This window comes from Methanosphaera sp., assembly GCF_022768985.1.
In the GTDB taxonomy this organism is placed as follows: Archaea; Methanobacteriota; Methanobacteria; order Methanobacteriales; family Methanobacteriaceae; genus Methanosphaera.
This window is the reverse complement of record NZ_JALEKL010000011.1, coordinates 54,216-69,970: the sequence shown is the minus strand read 5'-3', so window position 1 is coordinate 69,970 and position 15,755 is coordinate 54,216. Positions and strand designations below refer to the sequence as shown.

At 29.2% G+C, this 15,755-nt stretch carries 14 protein-coding genes; 9 read left to right on the top strand and 5 right to left on the bottom strand.

The genetic code is table 11. The features are described 5' to 3' along the window. Nucleotides 1–43 precede the first annotated feature (43 nt). The 5 genes from MRZ80_RS05695 to MRZ80_RS05675 form a co-directional block, all read right to left on the bottom strand. Nucleotides 44–1,528, bottom strand: coding sequence for a hypothetical protein (locus MRZ80_RS05695; RefSeq protein WP_292537110.1), 1,485 nt, complete (start codon nt 1,526–1,528; stop codon nt 44–46). A gap of 6 nt (nt 1,529–1,534) precedes the next feature. Then, nucleotides 1,535–3,055, bottom strand: a complete 1,521-nt coding sequence (locus tag MRZ80_RS05690) for a glycosyltransferase family 39 protein (RefSeq protein ID WP_292537108.1) — start codon at nt 3,053–3,055, stop codon at nt 1,535–1,537. Between the two features lie 115 nt (nt 3,056–3,170). Further along, nucleotides 3,171–3,536 (bottom strand): OB-fold nucleic acid binding domain-containing protein, encoded by a 366-nt coding sequence (locus MRZ80_RS05685; RefSeq protein WP_292537106.1) that lies wholly within the window; start codon nt 3,534–3,536, stop codon nt 3,171–3,173. A gap of 43 nt (nt 3,537–3,579) precedes the next feature. Then, on the bottom strand, nt 3,580–5,256 hold the full coding sequence (locus MRZ80_RS05680; protein WP_292537104.1) for an ATP-dependent DNA ligase: 1,677 nt from the start codon (nt 5,254–5,256) through the stop codon (nt 3,580–3,582). Nucleotides 5,257–5,302: 46 nt separating this feature from the next. Further along, the gene (locus MRZ80_RS05675) at nt 5,303–6,514 is read right to left on the bottom strand and encodes a hypothetical protein (RefSeq protein ID WP_292537103.1); all 1,212 of its coding nucleotides are present in this window, start codon (nt 6,512–6,514) and stop codon (nt 5,303–5,305) included. Between the two features lie 442 nt (nt 6,515–6,956). Between MRZ80_RS05675 and MRZ80_RS05670 the strand changes: the two genes are divergently transcribed. From MRZ80_RS05670 to polC, 9 genes are all read left to right on the top strand, one after another. Next, entirely contained in the window at nt 6,957–7,226 is a 270-nt protein-coding gene (locus tag MRZ80_RS05670) for a hypothetical protein (protein ID WP_292537101.1), read from the top strand. An 85-nt stretch (nt 7,227–7,311) separates the two neighbouring features. Beyond that, nucleotides 7,312–7,590 carry a hypothetical protein gene (locus MRZ80_RS05665; RefSeq protein WP_292537099.1) on the top strand — a complete coding sequence of 93 codons (279 nt, stop codon included), beginning with the start codon at nt 7,312–7,314 and terminating at the stop codon, nt 7,588–7,590. Between the two features lie 295 nt (nt 7,591–7,885). Next, nucleotides 7,886–8,170 carry a hypothetical protein gene (locus MRZ80_RS05660; RefSeq protein ID WP_292537096.1) on the top strand — a complete coding sequence of 95 codons (285 nt, stop codon included), beginning with the start codon at nt 7,886–7,888 and terminating at the stop codon, nt 8,168–8,170. A 239-nt stretch (nt 8,171–8,409) separates the two neighbouring features. After that, a complete protein-coding gene (locus tag MRZ80_RS05655) occupies nt 8,410–8,673 on the top strand; it encodes a hypothetical protein (RefSeq protein WP_292537094.1) in 264 nt (87 codons plus the stop codon). 379 nt (nt 8,674–9,052) lie between these two features. Further along, nucleotides 9,053–9,316: a hypothetical protein gene (locus MRZ80_RS05650; protein ID WP_292537091.1), complete on the top strand. Its 264-nt coding sequence runs from the start codon at nt 9,053–9,055 to the stop codon at nt 9,314–9,316. Nucleotides 9,317–9,599: 283 nt separating this feature from the next. Next, entirely contained in the window at nt 9,600–9,752 is a 153-nt protein-coding gene (locus MRZ80_RS05645; protein WP_292537088.1) for a hypothetical protein, read from the top strand. A 45-nt stretch (nt 9,753–9,797) separates the two neighbouring features. After that, on the top strand, nt 9,798–11,393 hold the full coding sequence (locus MRZ80_RS05640) for a hypothetical protein (protein ID WP_292537086.1): 1,596 nt from the start codon (nt 9,798–9,800) through the stop codon (nt 11,391–11,393). Nucleotides 11,394–11,431: 38 nt separating this feature from the next. Then, complete coding sequence (locus MRZ80_RS05635) at nt 11,432–12,088, top strand: hypothetical protein (protein WP_292537084.1); 657 nt, start codon at nt 11,432–11,434, stop codon at nt 12,086–12,088. Nucleotides 12,089–12,218: 130 nt separating this feature from the next. Further along, nucleotides 12,219–15,563, top strand: a complete 3,345-nt coding sequence (gene polC, locus MRZ80_RS05630) for a DNA polymerase II large subunit (RefSeq protein ID WP_292537083.1) — start codon at nt 12,219–12,221, stop codon at nt 15,561–15,563. The last annotated feature ends 192 nt before the right edge of the window (nt 15,564–15,755 follow it).

The window sequence follows — 15,755 nt, the reverse complement described above, 5'->3', positions numbered from 1 at the left end:
AATTTTTATATTATATATTTATTTTATGATTTTTGGATATTATCTATTTTTTTATAATTTCATAGATTATTGTATTATTTTCATCACAACAACTCCATCCAGTTTCATTATTATAATACCAGGTGTATGTTGTATTATCCTGAGTTTCAATCCACTTGTTGTCTTGTTGTGTCCATCTTGTTGTGTGATATTGTGTATTATTTAGTTTATAGATACAATTGTATGTATTATTTCCAGTATATATCCAGTCATATTCATAGCCTGTATTTGTTGTTGCATGAATGTATGTATCATTGATTTTTGTAAATGTGTATGGATGTATTGTGCTCCACTTCATTGTATATGTTGTTGTATTGTTTTGTGTTATGTTGCATGTTATATTGTTTGAATCTTGCCATGTTGTAGTGTTGTTATTTAGCATTGATATTAATGGTGGCATGTCACATTTTTGTGGTGTTTTGTCATATTTTTGCATATTTTGGTTTATGTTTTCCATTATTTGTGCTGATGTTATACGTACATCATAGAGTCCTGTTGCTTCATCTAGTGTTCTTTGTTTTGTAAATGTTTTTATGTTAAAGTTGTTATCTTGTAGTTCTTTTATTATACTATCTGAAATATAGTCTTCTTCTTCCATTAGTATGTAGTCAGATTTTAAATTCCTGCTAAAGTAGATGTCAGTTATATTGTTTTCTTTAAGATAATTTGATGCTCCTGCCATATTTGATGAGTCCTCAATTACCATTGCATTTTTATTATATGCAATAGGTATGATCGATGCAACTTCTCCATAAAAACCATAATATGCACTACTTGATTTGTTAAGATAGCCCATCTCTTTAATTTTATTATTTACATTATAGCTTAACTCCAGTGTATCATGTCCTGTTATTTCATCAATTGAAATATTTAATCTTTTAATGTCATCTTTAAGAGATTCAGGAAGTGATCCTACAATAACTACACTTTGAATATTATAATCTTTAAGATACTCTCTATATTCATCTGCCAGGTGATCTGCTGAGTTATATGATGAATTATTTGCTGTGATAAAAACAGGCAAATTCATATAACTTCCAAGATGTGCAGCAAGTGGATCTGATGCTGTGAAAATTACACTATCATGTTTTATATCCTTATTGTTTCTTGCCATTTTAGTTAGAATTGATGCAATATTATTATCATTTACTTGTTTTATGTTAATACCAAGTGATTCAAGCTTTATTATCTCTGATGCATCAATAGGTCCTATAATTATTATTTTTTTAATATTATTTTCCTTAACATATCCTGGAAGCCAGTTCATAATTTGATCAGGAATAGTTTTATCTGATAATACAAGTGGCATATGATAACGTGCACAGTAAACACTAACACCAGATTCAATAGAGCGCATATTACCTGTACAAAGTGAGATAACAAGACAATCATCCTCATCATCTATTGAATCTGTGTAGAGATTTAACATACAAATAAGAGCAAATGCAACAATAATAATACCTGCAATTATAATATTTTTCTTATTCATAATCTATCAAACTCCCATCTTTATTGTACATATCTTGTAGTGTTCATTTGTATATACAACATTTGCATATGTTGGTGTGTTAGTATTATGATCAAGTAGTATATATCCAATGCCAAGATCATGAATTTCACTTGCTGTTGAATATCCACCCACAATATGAACAGGATCTGTAACATAATCAGGAATAGATTCTGTAAATCCACCATAAATAACTGGTGTATTTGATGTTGAAACAATAATTGTATCCATAATTGAATCTTCACATACACATAAACTTCCATTAGTATTATTTAAAAACCAATCCATCACCTGATATCTTGAATGTGCAAGTGAAATATCACCATATCGTGAGGTAATAATAGATGGCTTAAGAAAGTAACCTACAGGATCAACAACCTCATGAACAACACTTGGAAGAATCTGTGTAGTATTTTGTGTATCATCTATAACATCTGGTGTATAGCTATCTGCATATACAATACATGTAATTGATGCATAGCAAATTAAGAGCAATGTAATAATTTTATGATTTTTCTCATTTTTTATCTTATCATATAACTTACTAAATCCAATTCCTGTGACAATAATCATAGGATATGCTGCAACTTCAAGAATTCTTATAGATATTGTATTAATACCAATAAGTGGACATTGACTAAGTGCAACAACAGATAACATCCAAATAAGTATAAATATTGATGTTTCAGACCTATCTTTTATTAGTGAATATGTTCCATAAATCAATAGAATTGATGGAATAATACCAAAGTATTTAACAAGAAATTCACCAATAAACATGAAACTTCCACCTGTTGATTTAAAAAACAATCCATACTTTAATTCAACATAAGCCCACCAAATAAAAGCAATAGGAAGTGCAATGAGCATAAATACTCCAAGATACTTATATAATACTTTTCGACGTACTATCATTATAAGACTATAGAGAGCTATAACACCACATGTAATTATAAATGTAGCCATGTGAAGATTTGCAATAATACCAAAAAGTACTGCAGATATCAGTAAATATTTCATATTTTTATCATTAAATGCCTTAAAATAAAAACTACAACAAAGCATGAAAAATGATATTGCAAGTGTTGCAGGTGTTGTAATTACTGCTCTGTTAAATGTAACAAAACAAAGTAGTGAAAGTATACCTGTGAAAAATGCACATCTTTTATCTGTAAGAAGATATGATGTGTATGTAATTGATGTGATCATGAAAAATCCGAAAAATGGCTGAAGAAATCGTGTAACACTCACTACATTAAGTGTTGTAATATTTGATATAAATGCCATAAACAAGTGAATTAATGGTGGATACATTATAAGTCGTCCAACTGGTGCAACAGTCAGATAATCCCAAAATATAAGTCCATTTGCCTGGTATAGCTTTGCCATGTGAATATGATAGAATACATCCCATGATATTGGAAAGCTAAACTTTACACTTATTAGTAGTGCTGCAAGAAAACAGATAATTGATGGAATAATTAATGATTTTTTATTATTATAATTCAATTTAAAATCAACTCAAATAAAAATTTTTTCTATATAGATAATATTTTTAATATTTATCTTTTAAAATAGCTTTTATAAAAAAAAGAAAATGATGTAGGGGATTTGGGGGGGGTGGTTATTTTATTTTAAGATCATTCATATTTTGAAGTATTAATTCAAGCTCTCCATTATAGAGTGTTACTTTTGCTGTAACTGTCACATCCATATTTTTATGAAGCATATCTTTGAAATCTTGGCAATTAAATATTACAAGCTTTATTGTTGATGTTTCATCAGCTAGTGTAATTATCATTGTATTTGATTTTAGAATCTTTATATCTGTAATTTTTGCATCTATTTCTACTTCTGAATCAATCTTTGTATTGTCAATTTCACTTATTTTTATCTGTGGTGCTACAACATAGCCTGATGTAATAATAAGACCTATAAGTCCTATTATTGTTGTAATTATGGCTATTTTAAATATTTTTTCATCTTTCATAACAAGTATCTTTTGTAATACTATATATGGTTGGTTGTATTAATTATTCTTTGCTTGCCTTAACAATAGCTTTAAGTTTATCAATTGTGTCAACTTCATCAAGACGAAGATCATCACGAACAGATTTTATTGCAGGGAACCTTAATGAATATCCTGCTTCATATTCACTACTTTCAACAATTTCACTATATGCAACTTCAAGAATAACTTCAGGTTTTATCTTAACTGTCTGTTCATGTTGTTCTATTACAAGTTTTGACATACGTTTTGTAAGTGTTTCAAGCATCACATCATCAAGTCCTGTTGCTGCATGTACAAGTGTTTTATATTCACCACTATCTGTATCATACAATGCAAGAAGATATGATCCAAAGAATTTTGCACGTTTTCCTTTTCCATATGTTGCACCTATTATTACACAGTCAAGTGTTTCACGTACAGGCTTATATTTAAGCATGTTCTTTCCACGTTTACCAGGAGAATATGGACTTGTTGAATCTTTTATCATAATACCTTCATGATTGTTTTCAATAGACCATCTAAAGAGCTCTTCTGCATCTTTATATTCATCACCTTTTACATGTCGCATACTACTAAGTTCTACAACATCTGATGTTTTAATTACATCCTCAAGTAAGCTACGTCTTTTAAGCAATGGTAGCATAAGTGTTGCTTCTTTATAGTATAGTATGTCAAATACAAATAATTTAAGTGGAACTTTCTTTTTCATATCTTCAATGTCATATTTACGTTTTACACGTTGAAGTATATGCTGGAATGAAATTGGCTTATTATTACGTGTTGCAATAATTTCACCTTCAATTATAAAGTCACAATCAGGCATTGCCTCATTTACATAGTCTACAATTTCAGGTAGTGCTTCTGTTACATTTTCAAGTCTACGTGTAAAAAGCTTAGTTACACCACCAGTGTGATGTATTTGTATACGTATTCCATCATATTTTGTTTCAACAATTACATCACCAATTTCCTTTACACTTTCCTCTATTCCTTCACTAAGCTGTGCAAGCATTGGCTTTATTGGTTTTCCTGGTGTTATTGAAAGTTCTTCAACCTGTTTTTGTGATATCTGTGCACGTTTTGCAACTTCTCCAAGATCATTTGATAGCATGTAGGCATTGTCTATTATTTCTTTTTTAATATCATATGCTTGTGCTATTGCATCAACTAATGTTCCTTCACCAACACCAATTCTTAAGCGTTCTGTTATTGTACGTGTAATATATTTTGCTTCAACACCACTTGCTGATGTGTAAAGTTCAAGTATGTGATTAAGTTTCTTATTTTGTGAGTTGCTTCCTGTGATTGTTTCGATCTTTCGTAGATTTCCTATAACTTTTTTAATAGTTAGTGGTATGCTGAAGAATGTTTGTTGTTTCTTATTTGATATGAGTTGTTGTGTTATTTCTCCCATATCTCCTACTTCTGCTAGTTGTTTTTCTATTGTTTTAGAATTTTCACCTAGTAGTTTTGATAATGCCTTAATTATGAGTTGTGTTGATATTCCAATTTCTTTTTCACTCCATGGTGGGAAGATTTTTCCCTGAAGAAGGAGTACAACATCATAGACTCCGTCAGGATCTGTATCTTTTATTTCACGAAGAAAATCTGCTATAATGTCCTGTTTTTCTAGTCTGCTTGATGTTGCTGAAATCTTTTCATATATCTCAACAAGTCTTCCATAAGATGTTGATGTCATATTATTTTATTCCCCTCATCTTCTCTTATTTTTTAGAAAAATGGTCTTATACTAATGCTTTGAATAGTTTGTTATCTTCTGTTTTTTTGATTTTAAATACACGTATGTCTGCTTCATCTGCAAGTTTTTTAATTTCTGCAATTTCATCATCTGGATAGTTTAGTGCAAAGTATACTGCTTCAGGTTTAATGAAGTCTACTTCTATTTCATCTGCAACTATTGTATGTACTTCTTTTATTTTATCAGAAATTTTTGCTTCAAATTCACTTGATTCAAGTACTGCAGCTAAATCTGCTATTATTTTTGTGTGGTTGTATGTAAGTTCTCCATCTTCTATTTCAAGGTAGCTGTTTTTTATGATTTTCTGGATTTGTTCATCTTCCATTGTCATTGTATAGATTGGTTCTAGTAGTGAATCTAGCATCATGTATTCTGTTGATGTGTATTTGTGATATAATAGGTATGTCCATTGTTTGTCAAATTCATCTATATTTTTATCTTCATTAAATAGTGATGCACAGTACATGTTGTATATTTCATAGTCTAGGTCGTCTTTGTCTAGTTTTTCTTTTACATCAAGTAGTGGGTACATGTTTTCTACAATTTCGAGCATTTTCTGTGATACTTCTTTGAAGTCGTATGTTATACAGATTCCATTGTGATTATCTGTATATTTTGCCCATAGCTCTTCTTTGTTGTATGGTGTTTGGAAATTACATTTAAATACATTATCTTCAAATAGATTCATTGTAAAGTACATATTTATGATACTAAATACTATTTGTTGTGTTATGAACTGGTTCATATAGTCCTTCCACTGTTTTTGTTCATCTTCTGTCATATCTTGTGTATCTTTAGTATATACAAGTGTCATAAGTTTAATAAATGGGAAGTCTGCAGAGTTAATAATTTCTTCTTCTTCATCACTAAGGAAGTTTGGATCTTCAGCATTAAGTTTTTGCATCTGATTTTGCATAAGTACATTAAGTTGTGTTTTTATTGTTTTTTCATAGTCAATATCTACAATTGATGGGTTGTATCCATTCATTTTCTTTGCTTTTTGAAGTTTTAATTTTCCATCAAAGATATTTTTAAGTTCATCACAACTTACATCAGAGGGGTAGTATTGTCCAAGTACTGGTGGGAAGTGTTCAAATTTTAGATTTGTAGCTTCTTTAAGTTGGTCTTTATCTTCTTGTGCTGTTGCATATGTCTTAAAAAAGTCTACTTTCCATTGTTCATTATTATCATTAAGCATTATTTCAATTCTCCTAAAGTATCTTTATTTATTATTGTTTTAATTGTAATATTATTATTTCTATATAAGATAATATTTATTTATTAAAAGTAATAATTAAAAACTTCATATAATTGCATCTTTTCATATATTGTGTTAATTTATGGTGTTATTATGAATTTATGAAATATATTTAATATTTAAATACTATTTTTAGAATTAATTTAAAATTTTTAATAAATTCTGGGTGATAATCTTTTATTTATATACTCTGAAAATAATTTGTCATTATTAATAATAATTAAATACTTAAAAGTTGCATATATATGATTAAGTACTTATTAAATATAATATGACACTTGCTTTTAGAAATGATATAAAATTTCTCTTAAAATAAAGAGAAGAAAATATTTTCCCTTAAATTTATAGGGGGAAGATATTTTAAATTAAGGAGTTGGATGTTATGGCAGACGACGAAAACTTATCATTTACACAAAAATTAAGAAAAGAAAATGGGATTATAGGTCAACAGCCATGTGCTGATGAACCACAAAAACAAGAAGTAGAAGTTGAAGCTCAAGAAGTTGAAACTCAACAACAAATACAAGATGAAAAAGTTGAAACTCAAAAAGAAGTTGAAACTAAAGAGGAGGAAAAAATACCTCTCATTGAAGATAAAAAAGAAGAAAATGAAGGATTCTTCTCAAAAATCAAAAAAGCATTAGGACTATAAAAAAAATAAAATAATTGTGGATACAATTTTTTTTAGAGAACATGTTTTTAAGATTTTACTAAAAAAAGTGGAGGGGGATAGAATCATGGTTGCAAAAAATAAGTGGCTAGCAGTAATTTTATCTCTTTTAATTTCAGGGCTAGGACAGGCATATCTTGGATTATATGATAGATTAGGAGTATTTTTAGTTGTTATGATTATACTTTTAATAATTGCATATATATCTGGTGGAACTGTTGCTAATATATTTAATGCATTAAATACAATATGGACAATATATTCAATGTATGATGCATATGTGTGTACTGAGGCATTAAATAAAAATCAACCTATTCCAGAATTATTTGGACATAATATACAATAAGACCTAAAAAAGGGAGTTCTTATATTGTATATTAAATCCTCTTTTTTTATTAAATAATTAATTCAACTTTACATAAACTTTAGATAAGTTCTTATTTTTAGAAAATATTAATATAAAATTAGCAAGTAGGATATGAAACTTTTTATTATTCTTAGAAAATAGTTTGTAATAATACATATTATATTTTAAAAAAAAAGATACTATGATTATATAATAAAAAAATAAAATAAAATCATAAGAGATCTTTATAATAATTATAATTTAAACAAAATAACAATTGGGAGGATACAAACCAATGGCTGTAAAAAATCAGTGGATATCAATGATTCTATCTTTAATAATACCAGGACTTGGACAAGCATACCTAGGATTATACAAAAGATTTGTAGTATTTTTAGCAGTAACAGTACTAATAAACATATTATATGTATTTATATTCCAAGTTGGAACAATAGCACTACTTTTAATGTTTATAAGTATGGCATGGTCATTATATGCAATATATGATGCATACCTCTGTACACATGCAGTAAATACAACACTACCAATTCCACCACTATTTGGACAAGACATCCAATAAAACTAAATATTTTAATCTTCTCTTTTTTTTCATCTTTTTTTTAAAATTTAATACTATTAAATCTTTAATTTTTCAGGTATATTTTTTAGATATTTTATATTTTTTTTATTTTTTTTGTTCATTGTTTAATTTTTATTGAAAAATAGTTTAGTTTGTATAGGAATATTTAAATATTTATTAAATTAATATTTAATATATCTAAAGTCTTTTACTTTCAATTGAAAGGGAGGAAAAACACTATGGCAAAAAATAAAACAATTGCAACAGTTCTTGGATTAATAATTCCTGGAATTGGACAAGCATATCTTGGATTATATAAAAGATTCATAGTATTAATTATAGTTGATATCATATTATCATCTTTAATATCAGTTGTAGGTGATATTGCAACATACATACTCTTACTTTTAATGTTATATTCAGCATATGATGCAAGTAAATGTACAGATGCAATTAACAACAATCAACCTATTCCAAAATTATTAGGAATTGATTTACAATAATTATGTGTTATTGTATTAAATATTTTCTTATTTTTCTTTTTTTTTAAAATTTAATCTATTAAATCTTTTAATTTATATGGCTTTTTTTTAAATATTTGATATTTTTCGTATTTTTTTATTTATTGTTTAATTTTTATTGAATAATACTTTGTATTATATAGGGATATTTAAATATTCACTAAATCAAACTATATTTAAGTATTAATTAATAATAATTTAAGGATATTTGATTTAAGAGATGTATTAAGAATAATAAAAAGAATGGGATAAAGTTAGTTAGTAAACAATAATACTATAATACCTCACTTAAATTAGAATATAGAAGTTATTTTGAATACATTAAAGTCTTTTACTTTCGATTTAAAGGGAGGGAAACATCATGGCAAAAAATAAATGGATAGGTGCAATTTTATCCTTCTTCATACCAGGACTTGGACAAGCATACCTAGGATTATACAAAAGATTCGTAGTACAACTTGTAATTGGACTTATATTATCATGTCTCGTATTTGTTATAGGTCCTATAGGAACATACATAGCATTAATCTGGAACATATACACAGCATATGATTCACTTAAATGTACAGATGCAATAAATGGTAACCAAGCTATTCCAGCTTTCTTAGGACAAGATTTACAATAGATAAATATACAGAAAATATAAACTAACTAATCCCAACTTCATCTCTTTTTATTTTTTATAATTACAAAACTACTTTTTTTATAGAATTTTTAACATCCAACTTATTTTACATAAACTATTAATTTAATCAACTAATTTTCTAAATAAAACAATAATCTAAATACACACATCTAATTTTAAGATATGTGTTAATTAAATTCTAAAATATAGACATCTAGATATGTATTAACTAATAAATCTAATTTTAATAATACTTTTAAATAATCAAAAAAGGGTGATTTAATTGAAAATCTGTCTATATTGTGGCTATCAAAATGAAGATACAGAAACAGAATGTGGTGGATGTCGTGAAGTACTAGATGAATTCTACATAAGCGATGATGATGAACACATCTATACAAAAGAAGAATACGATGAAATGATGGGCTACTTCTAAAAAAAAGTAGGAGTAGTACTTTAATAAAGAGGGAGGATGGAGTAAATGAAAATCTGTCCATATTGTAACACACAAAACTATGACTTTGAATATGAATGCTATGGATGTCAAAAAGAATTATACATATTCTACACAGAAGATGGACAACTATACACAGAAAGTGCATATGAACAACTACTAGAAGATCCAAATTTTCCACAAGATCATATAACAAATCCAAACAATCATTCAAAAATATGTATGAACTGTGGAAATGACAACCTAGCAAGTGACCTAGTATGTAACTATTGTAATGTAAATCTAATAGAATTCTACCTAGAAGATGGAAGATGTATGAGTGAAAATGAATTTGAAGAATTCAGCAACAGAGAATACAAATCATATCAAAAATATCAACAAATACATCCAAACTACTATGATAACACAGCAATACCAAGTAAAAGTCCAGAAGTAGCAGTAGCATTAGGATTTATTGGAATTTTTGGAATATGTGGACTAGGGCAACTATATGCAGGAAACAGACAAAAAGCACTTAAGATGTTTCTAGTTGGAATAATACTATTTTTTGCAATTATGACAGTGAATTCTGCTTTACTATTCATATATCCAATATTTTTAATATACAATATTGCTGATGGAATGTCACAACTTGATGATACACATGAAGAAAATCAACAAGAACTTGAAAGAAGAAATCAACTAAAATATATGGAATCACAGAAAGTCATAGAACAAAGAAGACAACAAGAACAAAAAGCCCTAGAACAATTCCAGGCAACTAATAATATAATACCTGAAGATGACATAGATGATGACTTCGACGATGACTTCGATGATGATGTAGATGATTTTGATTCATTAACACAAGAAGAACTAGCCAAGGAAATAGAACAATTAGATCAAGAAATAGAACAACTAGATCAGGAAATAGGACAATTCGACCAAATACAAAAACTGGTAGAAAATGGTACAATAACTGATGAAGCTATAAAAGAATTAGTTGAACAATATGCAGGTCCAGATAAATCAGGAACTGTTCATTATGGATCAGATGGAAGTATTACAATAACCATAGGTAATGCAGGATACGATGACGATTTCGACGATGAAGATGATGACTTTGACGATGACGACTTTGACGATGAATTCTATGAAGAAGACTTTAAATTAAATGCAAAATTCAATAAGAAATACTACATGGAAGTTGATGATGCATATAATTTATACTATGATACAGCCTTCTATAATCTTCACATGGATACTTTCAAATTTAAATTTGGTGATGGCATCTTTGGTGATGATAAAAAAGATAAAAGAGGAAATATCCTTTACTATATAGATTGGTATGAATCTAAATTATACACACAACAACAATATGATAAGATAGAAGATGATTACTATGAATCAGATGAAAAAATTAATCCTACAAAAGACTTTGATGAAATAGAACTAAAAGATGGTGGAAAGCTAGAAATATATCTAAGAAATGGTGTGGGAAATATAGTAAAATTCATAAATGATTTTGCAGAATCTAAAAATCTTAAAGATAATGAAAATATATTTGAAGTATATCTTAATGAAGTAAGAAAATTATGTGAAGATGATGACTTTGACTTCAAAGACATAACTATAATTTATTAAATATTTAATAAAAAAAGAAAATAGGGAGAATAATTTAATTGAAGAGAAGATGTCTTAGATGTTTTCATATCAATGAAAGCAAAGATGAGATATGTAGTGTATGTGGAAAACCCCTAGAAAGTAATTCTCAATGTGAACAACTAGGAATATTAGAATATGTAAAAGAATGTAGAAGATTATATTCTAAAATTTTAAAATTAAAAGATGAAGATCTTCCAGAAATATACATAGAAAATAGATATAAACAAAAAAGAAGTAAAAATATTCCAAAAATAATAAAATTCATATTTGAACCATTTGAAGAATATGATGATTCTAAAAATCTGAAAGTTGCAGTGGTAATATCTGCCATATTTTCAGTAGTAGACATAGCAGGTGTAGGTCTTCTATATCTAGGACTTTATAGAAGATTTATAAAAAGATTACTATGGGGATTACTTTTCCTTTGGATAGATGTACATGTTAACTTCTACATCTACACAATCTTAAATTGGGCTTTTATTTGCTACTGTCTTTATGATACATATAAATGTGCAAAAAACATGCAACAAAACAAGCCTATTGTTGTAAGTATTCCACTAAATTGTAGAGATTTCATAAATTATGTGGGAGGAACTTTTCTATTCATAGTACTTACATTAGCATATATTACAATACATGTAATGTATCCACTACCCTACATATTTTTTTATTAGATTTTAAATTTAATTTTTAAACCTAGTATAATATATTATTAATTAAAAATTTATTGTAGATAAGAAATATATTATATTACTAGTAAAACTTTACCATTTTTTAGGGGGAATTTATCTGGATTATTTTGACATGTTAGAGGAAAAAACTCATGAACTTTATGATATAGCAAAAAAAGCACGTAGTCAGGGAAAAGATTTGGAATTAGCCCCAGAAATTCCACTTGCAAAGGATCTTGCAGAACGTGTAGAGGGGCTTGTAGGTCCTGAAGGTGTGGCAAAACGTATAAAAGAGCTTGAAGAGTCAATGTCACGTGAGGAAGTTGCATTTCAAATAGCAAAGGAAATTGCAACACGTGATGATGTTGACCAGGGTGAAAATGACTATGAAGTACAGGAAAAAAATGCAGATAGTGCAATACGTACAGCACTTGCTATTCTTACAGAAGGAGTAGTTGCAGCACCACTTGAGGGTATTGCTAAGGTAAAAATTAAAGATAATCCAGATGGAACTAAATGTTTTGGTGTATACTTTGCAGGTCCTATACGTAGTGCAGGAGGAACAGCTGCAGCACTAAGTGTACTTCTTGGTGATTATATTAGGATGGCACAGGGACTTGACAGATATAAGCCTACTGATGATGAAATTGAAAGATATGTAGAAGAAGTTGAATTATATGAATCAGAAGTTACAAATCTTCAGTATTCACCAACATCAGATGAGGTAAGAAAAGCTGTTCGTGGAATACCAGTAGAAGTAACAGGAGAACAAACAGATCCAATCGAGGTACAAAATAGGGATCTTCCACGTGTTGAAACAAATCATATTCGTGGAGGGGCACTTCTTGCTATAGCTGAAGGTATTATTCAGAAGTCAAGAAAGATAGTTAAATATGCAAATACTCTTAAAATTGATGGATGGAAATGGCTTGAAGATTTCACAGCACCAAAATCTGAGAAGAAACCTGTAGAAGATGAAAAGAAAGATGAAGAGGTAAAAATTAAGCCTAAAAAGAAAGCAAAATACATGGAAGATATAATTGGTGGACGTCCTGTAATGTCCTATCCTGGGGCAAAAGGAGGATTCCGTCTACGTTATGGAAGAACACGTGATAGTGGTCTTGCATCAATGGCAATACATCCTGCAACAATGGAAATTGTACAATTCCTTGCTGTTGGAACACAGATGAAGATTGAAAAACCAGGAAAAGGTAACTGTGTTGTTCCATGTGACTGTGTTGAAGGACCTATTGTTAAACTATCAAATGGAGATGTAGTACAGGTAAGTAGTGTATCTGAGGCAATAAAGATAAGACGTGATGTTGTCGAGATCATATTCCTTGGTGATATGCTTGTTGCATTTGGTGAATATCTACGTGGTAATATTCCACTTGATGTATCAGCATGGTGTGAGGAATGGTGGGCACAGGAAGTTGAAGTATCAGATTACTATAAAGAAAGTCATGATGATTTTGGCATAAATTTCAGGGAAGAACTTGAAGTTGATGATCTACTTGCTTTAGATATTGATGCTAAAAAGGCATTTGAAATAGCACAATTAACTGATACACCACTTCATCCAAAGTATACATTCTACTATCATGATGTGACAAAAGAGGAATTAAATAAGTTACATGACTTTTTATATGAAAATATACAATCACCAGATGATGTATTTAATTGTGATGTAAATCCACTGCCACGTACATATCATAAAAGAATACTAGAAGTACTTGGTGTTACACACAAAGTAGAAGATAATAATATTATAGTTTCAAATGATGATCTTTATGCTTTAATGATGACTATACCAGCTCATCTTTCAGATGATGAGAATATTAATACAATTGATGCATTAAATATGATAAGTCCAACAACTATTAAAGCTAAAGCTCCTACATATATTGGTGGTCGTGTTGGTCGTCCAGAGAAAACAAAGGAAAGACTTATGAGACCTGCACCACATTCACTATTTCCAATTGGAAACTATGCAGGAAATATACGTAATATAGTTGAAGCATCAAAGAAAGGAAAGATAAAAGTTACACTTGCAAAGTGTAGATGTACAAATCCTGACTGTCTTGTAACATCATATAGGTCAATTTGTCCTGTTTGTGGTGAACGTACAGAACTTCAAAATTCTGGTCTTAAAACTATAAATCTTGACAAGGAACTTAATCGTGCATTTGAAAATGTAAATATTAGACGTCTTGATGAGGTAAAAGGTGTTAAAGGATTAATATCAGAAGATAAATATCCTGAACCACTAGAGAAGGGTATTCTTCGTGCTCGTAATGGAATTTACACATATCGTGATGGTACTGTACGTCATGATTCAACTGATCTTCCACTTACACATTTTATTCCTAGTGAGATCGGTGTTCCATATGAAAAAATTAAGGAGTTAGGATATACAGAAGATATTTATGGTAATCCTATTGAAAATGATGATCAGATTATTGAAATTAAGATTCAGGATGTTGTTGTAAGTGAAAGTTGTGGAGATTATCTTCTTAAGGTTTCAAAGTTTATTGATGATCTTCTAGTTAAGTATTATAATATGGAACCATTTTATAATGCAGAAAGTCGTCTTGATCTTGTAGGTGAACTTATTGCTGGTCTTGCACCGCATACATCTGCTGGTGTTCTTGGTCGTATTGTAGGTTATACTAAGGCTGCAGGTTGTTATGCTCATCCTTATTTCCATTCAGCTAAAAGACGTAATTGTGATAGTGATGAGGATGCTGTAATGCTTCTTCTTGATGCTCTGCTTAACTTTGGAAAAACTTATCTTCCAAGTACTCGTGGTGGTAGTATGGATGCACCACTGGTTTTAAGTAGTCGTATTGATCCTGAAGAGATAGATGATGAATCACATAATATTGATTGTATGTGGAGAATTCCTCTTGAAATTTATCATAAAACAGAGGAAGGTGGTGTGAAACCTTCTGATGTAAATGATCTTATTGATAATGTTGAATCAAGACTTGGTACTGATGAGCAGTATCATGGTATTATGTATTCACATCCAACATCATCTATTCATGCAGGTCCTAAGATTTGTCTTTATAAGTCTCTTGATTCTATGACAGAGAAAGTTGAAAGTCAGATTGCTCTTGCTGAGCTTCTTCGTGCTGTTGATCAGAAGGGTGTAGTTGAGGGTGTTCTTAATTCTCACTTCCTTCCTGATATGACTGGTAATATTCGTGCTTTTTCAAGACAGAAGGTTCGTTGTACCAAATGTGGTGAGAAGTATAGACGTATTCCACTTTCAGGTCAGTGTAGTTGTGGTAATAACTTGATTTTAAGTATTTCTAAGGGTTCTGTTCTTAAGTACTTGGAGATTTCTAAGGATTTAGCACATCGTTATCCTATTAATCCTTATGTTGTTGAGCGTATTGAGGTTCTTGAAACTTCTATTAATTCTCTCTTTGAAAGTGATAAATCTAAGCAGAGTTCTCTTGATGTATTTTTCTAATACATCTACTTTTTTTTATTAAAAATTTAGTATACCCATACCCGTATAATGTTCGCTAGTTTTTGAACTAAATATTACTTAAATTCTTGAAATTATTGCAAAATTTGACATTTTAAAAAAATATTATCTTAGAAATAAATCTAGTTTTAATTAAAAATATTGCACAAAATTATTTTAAAAATGGATTTTAAA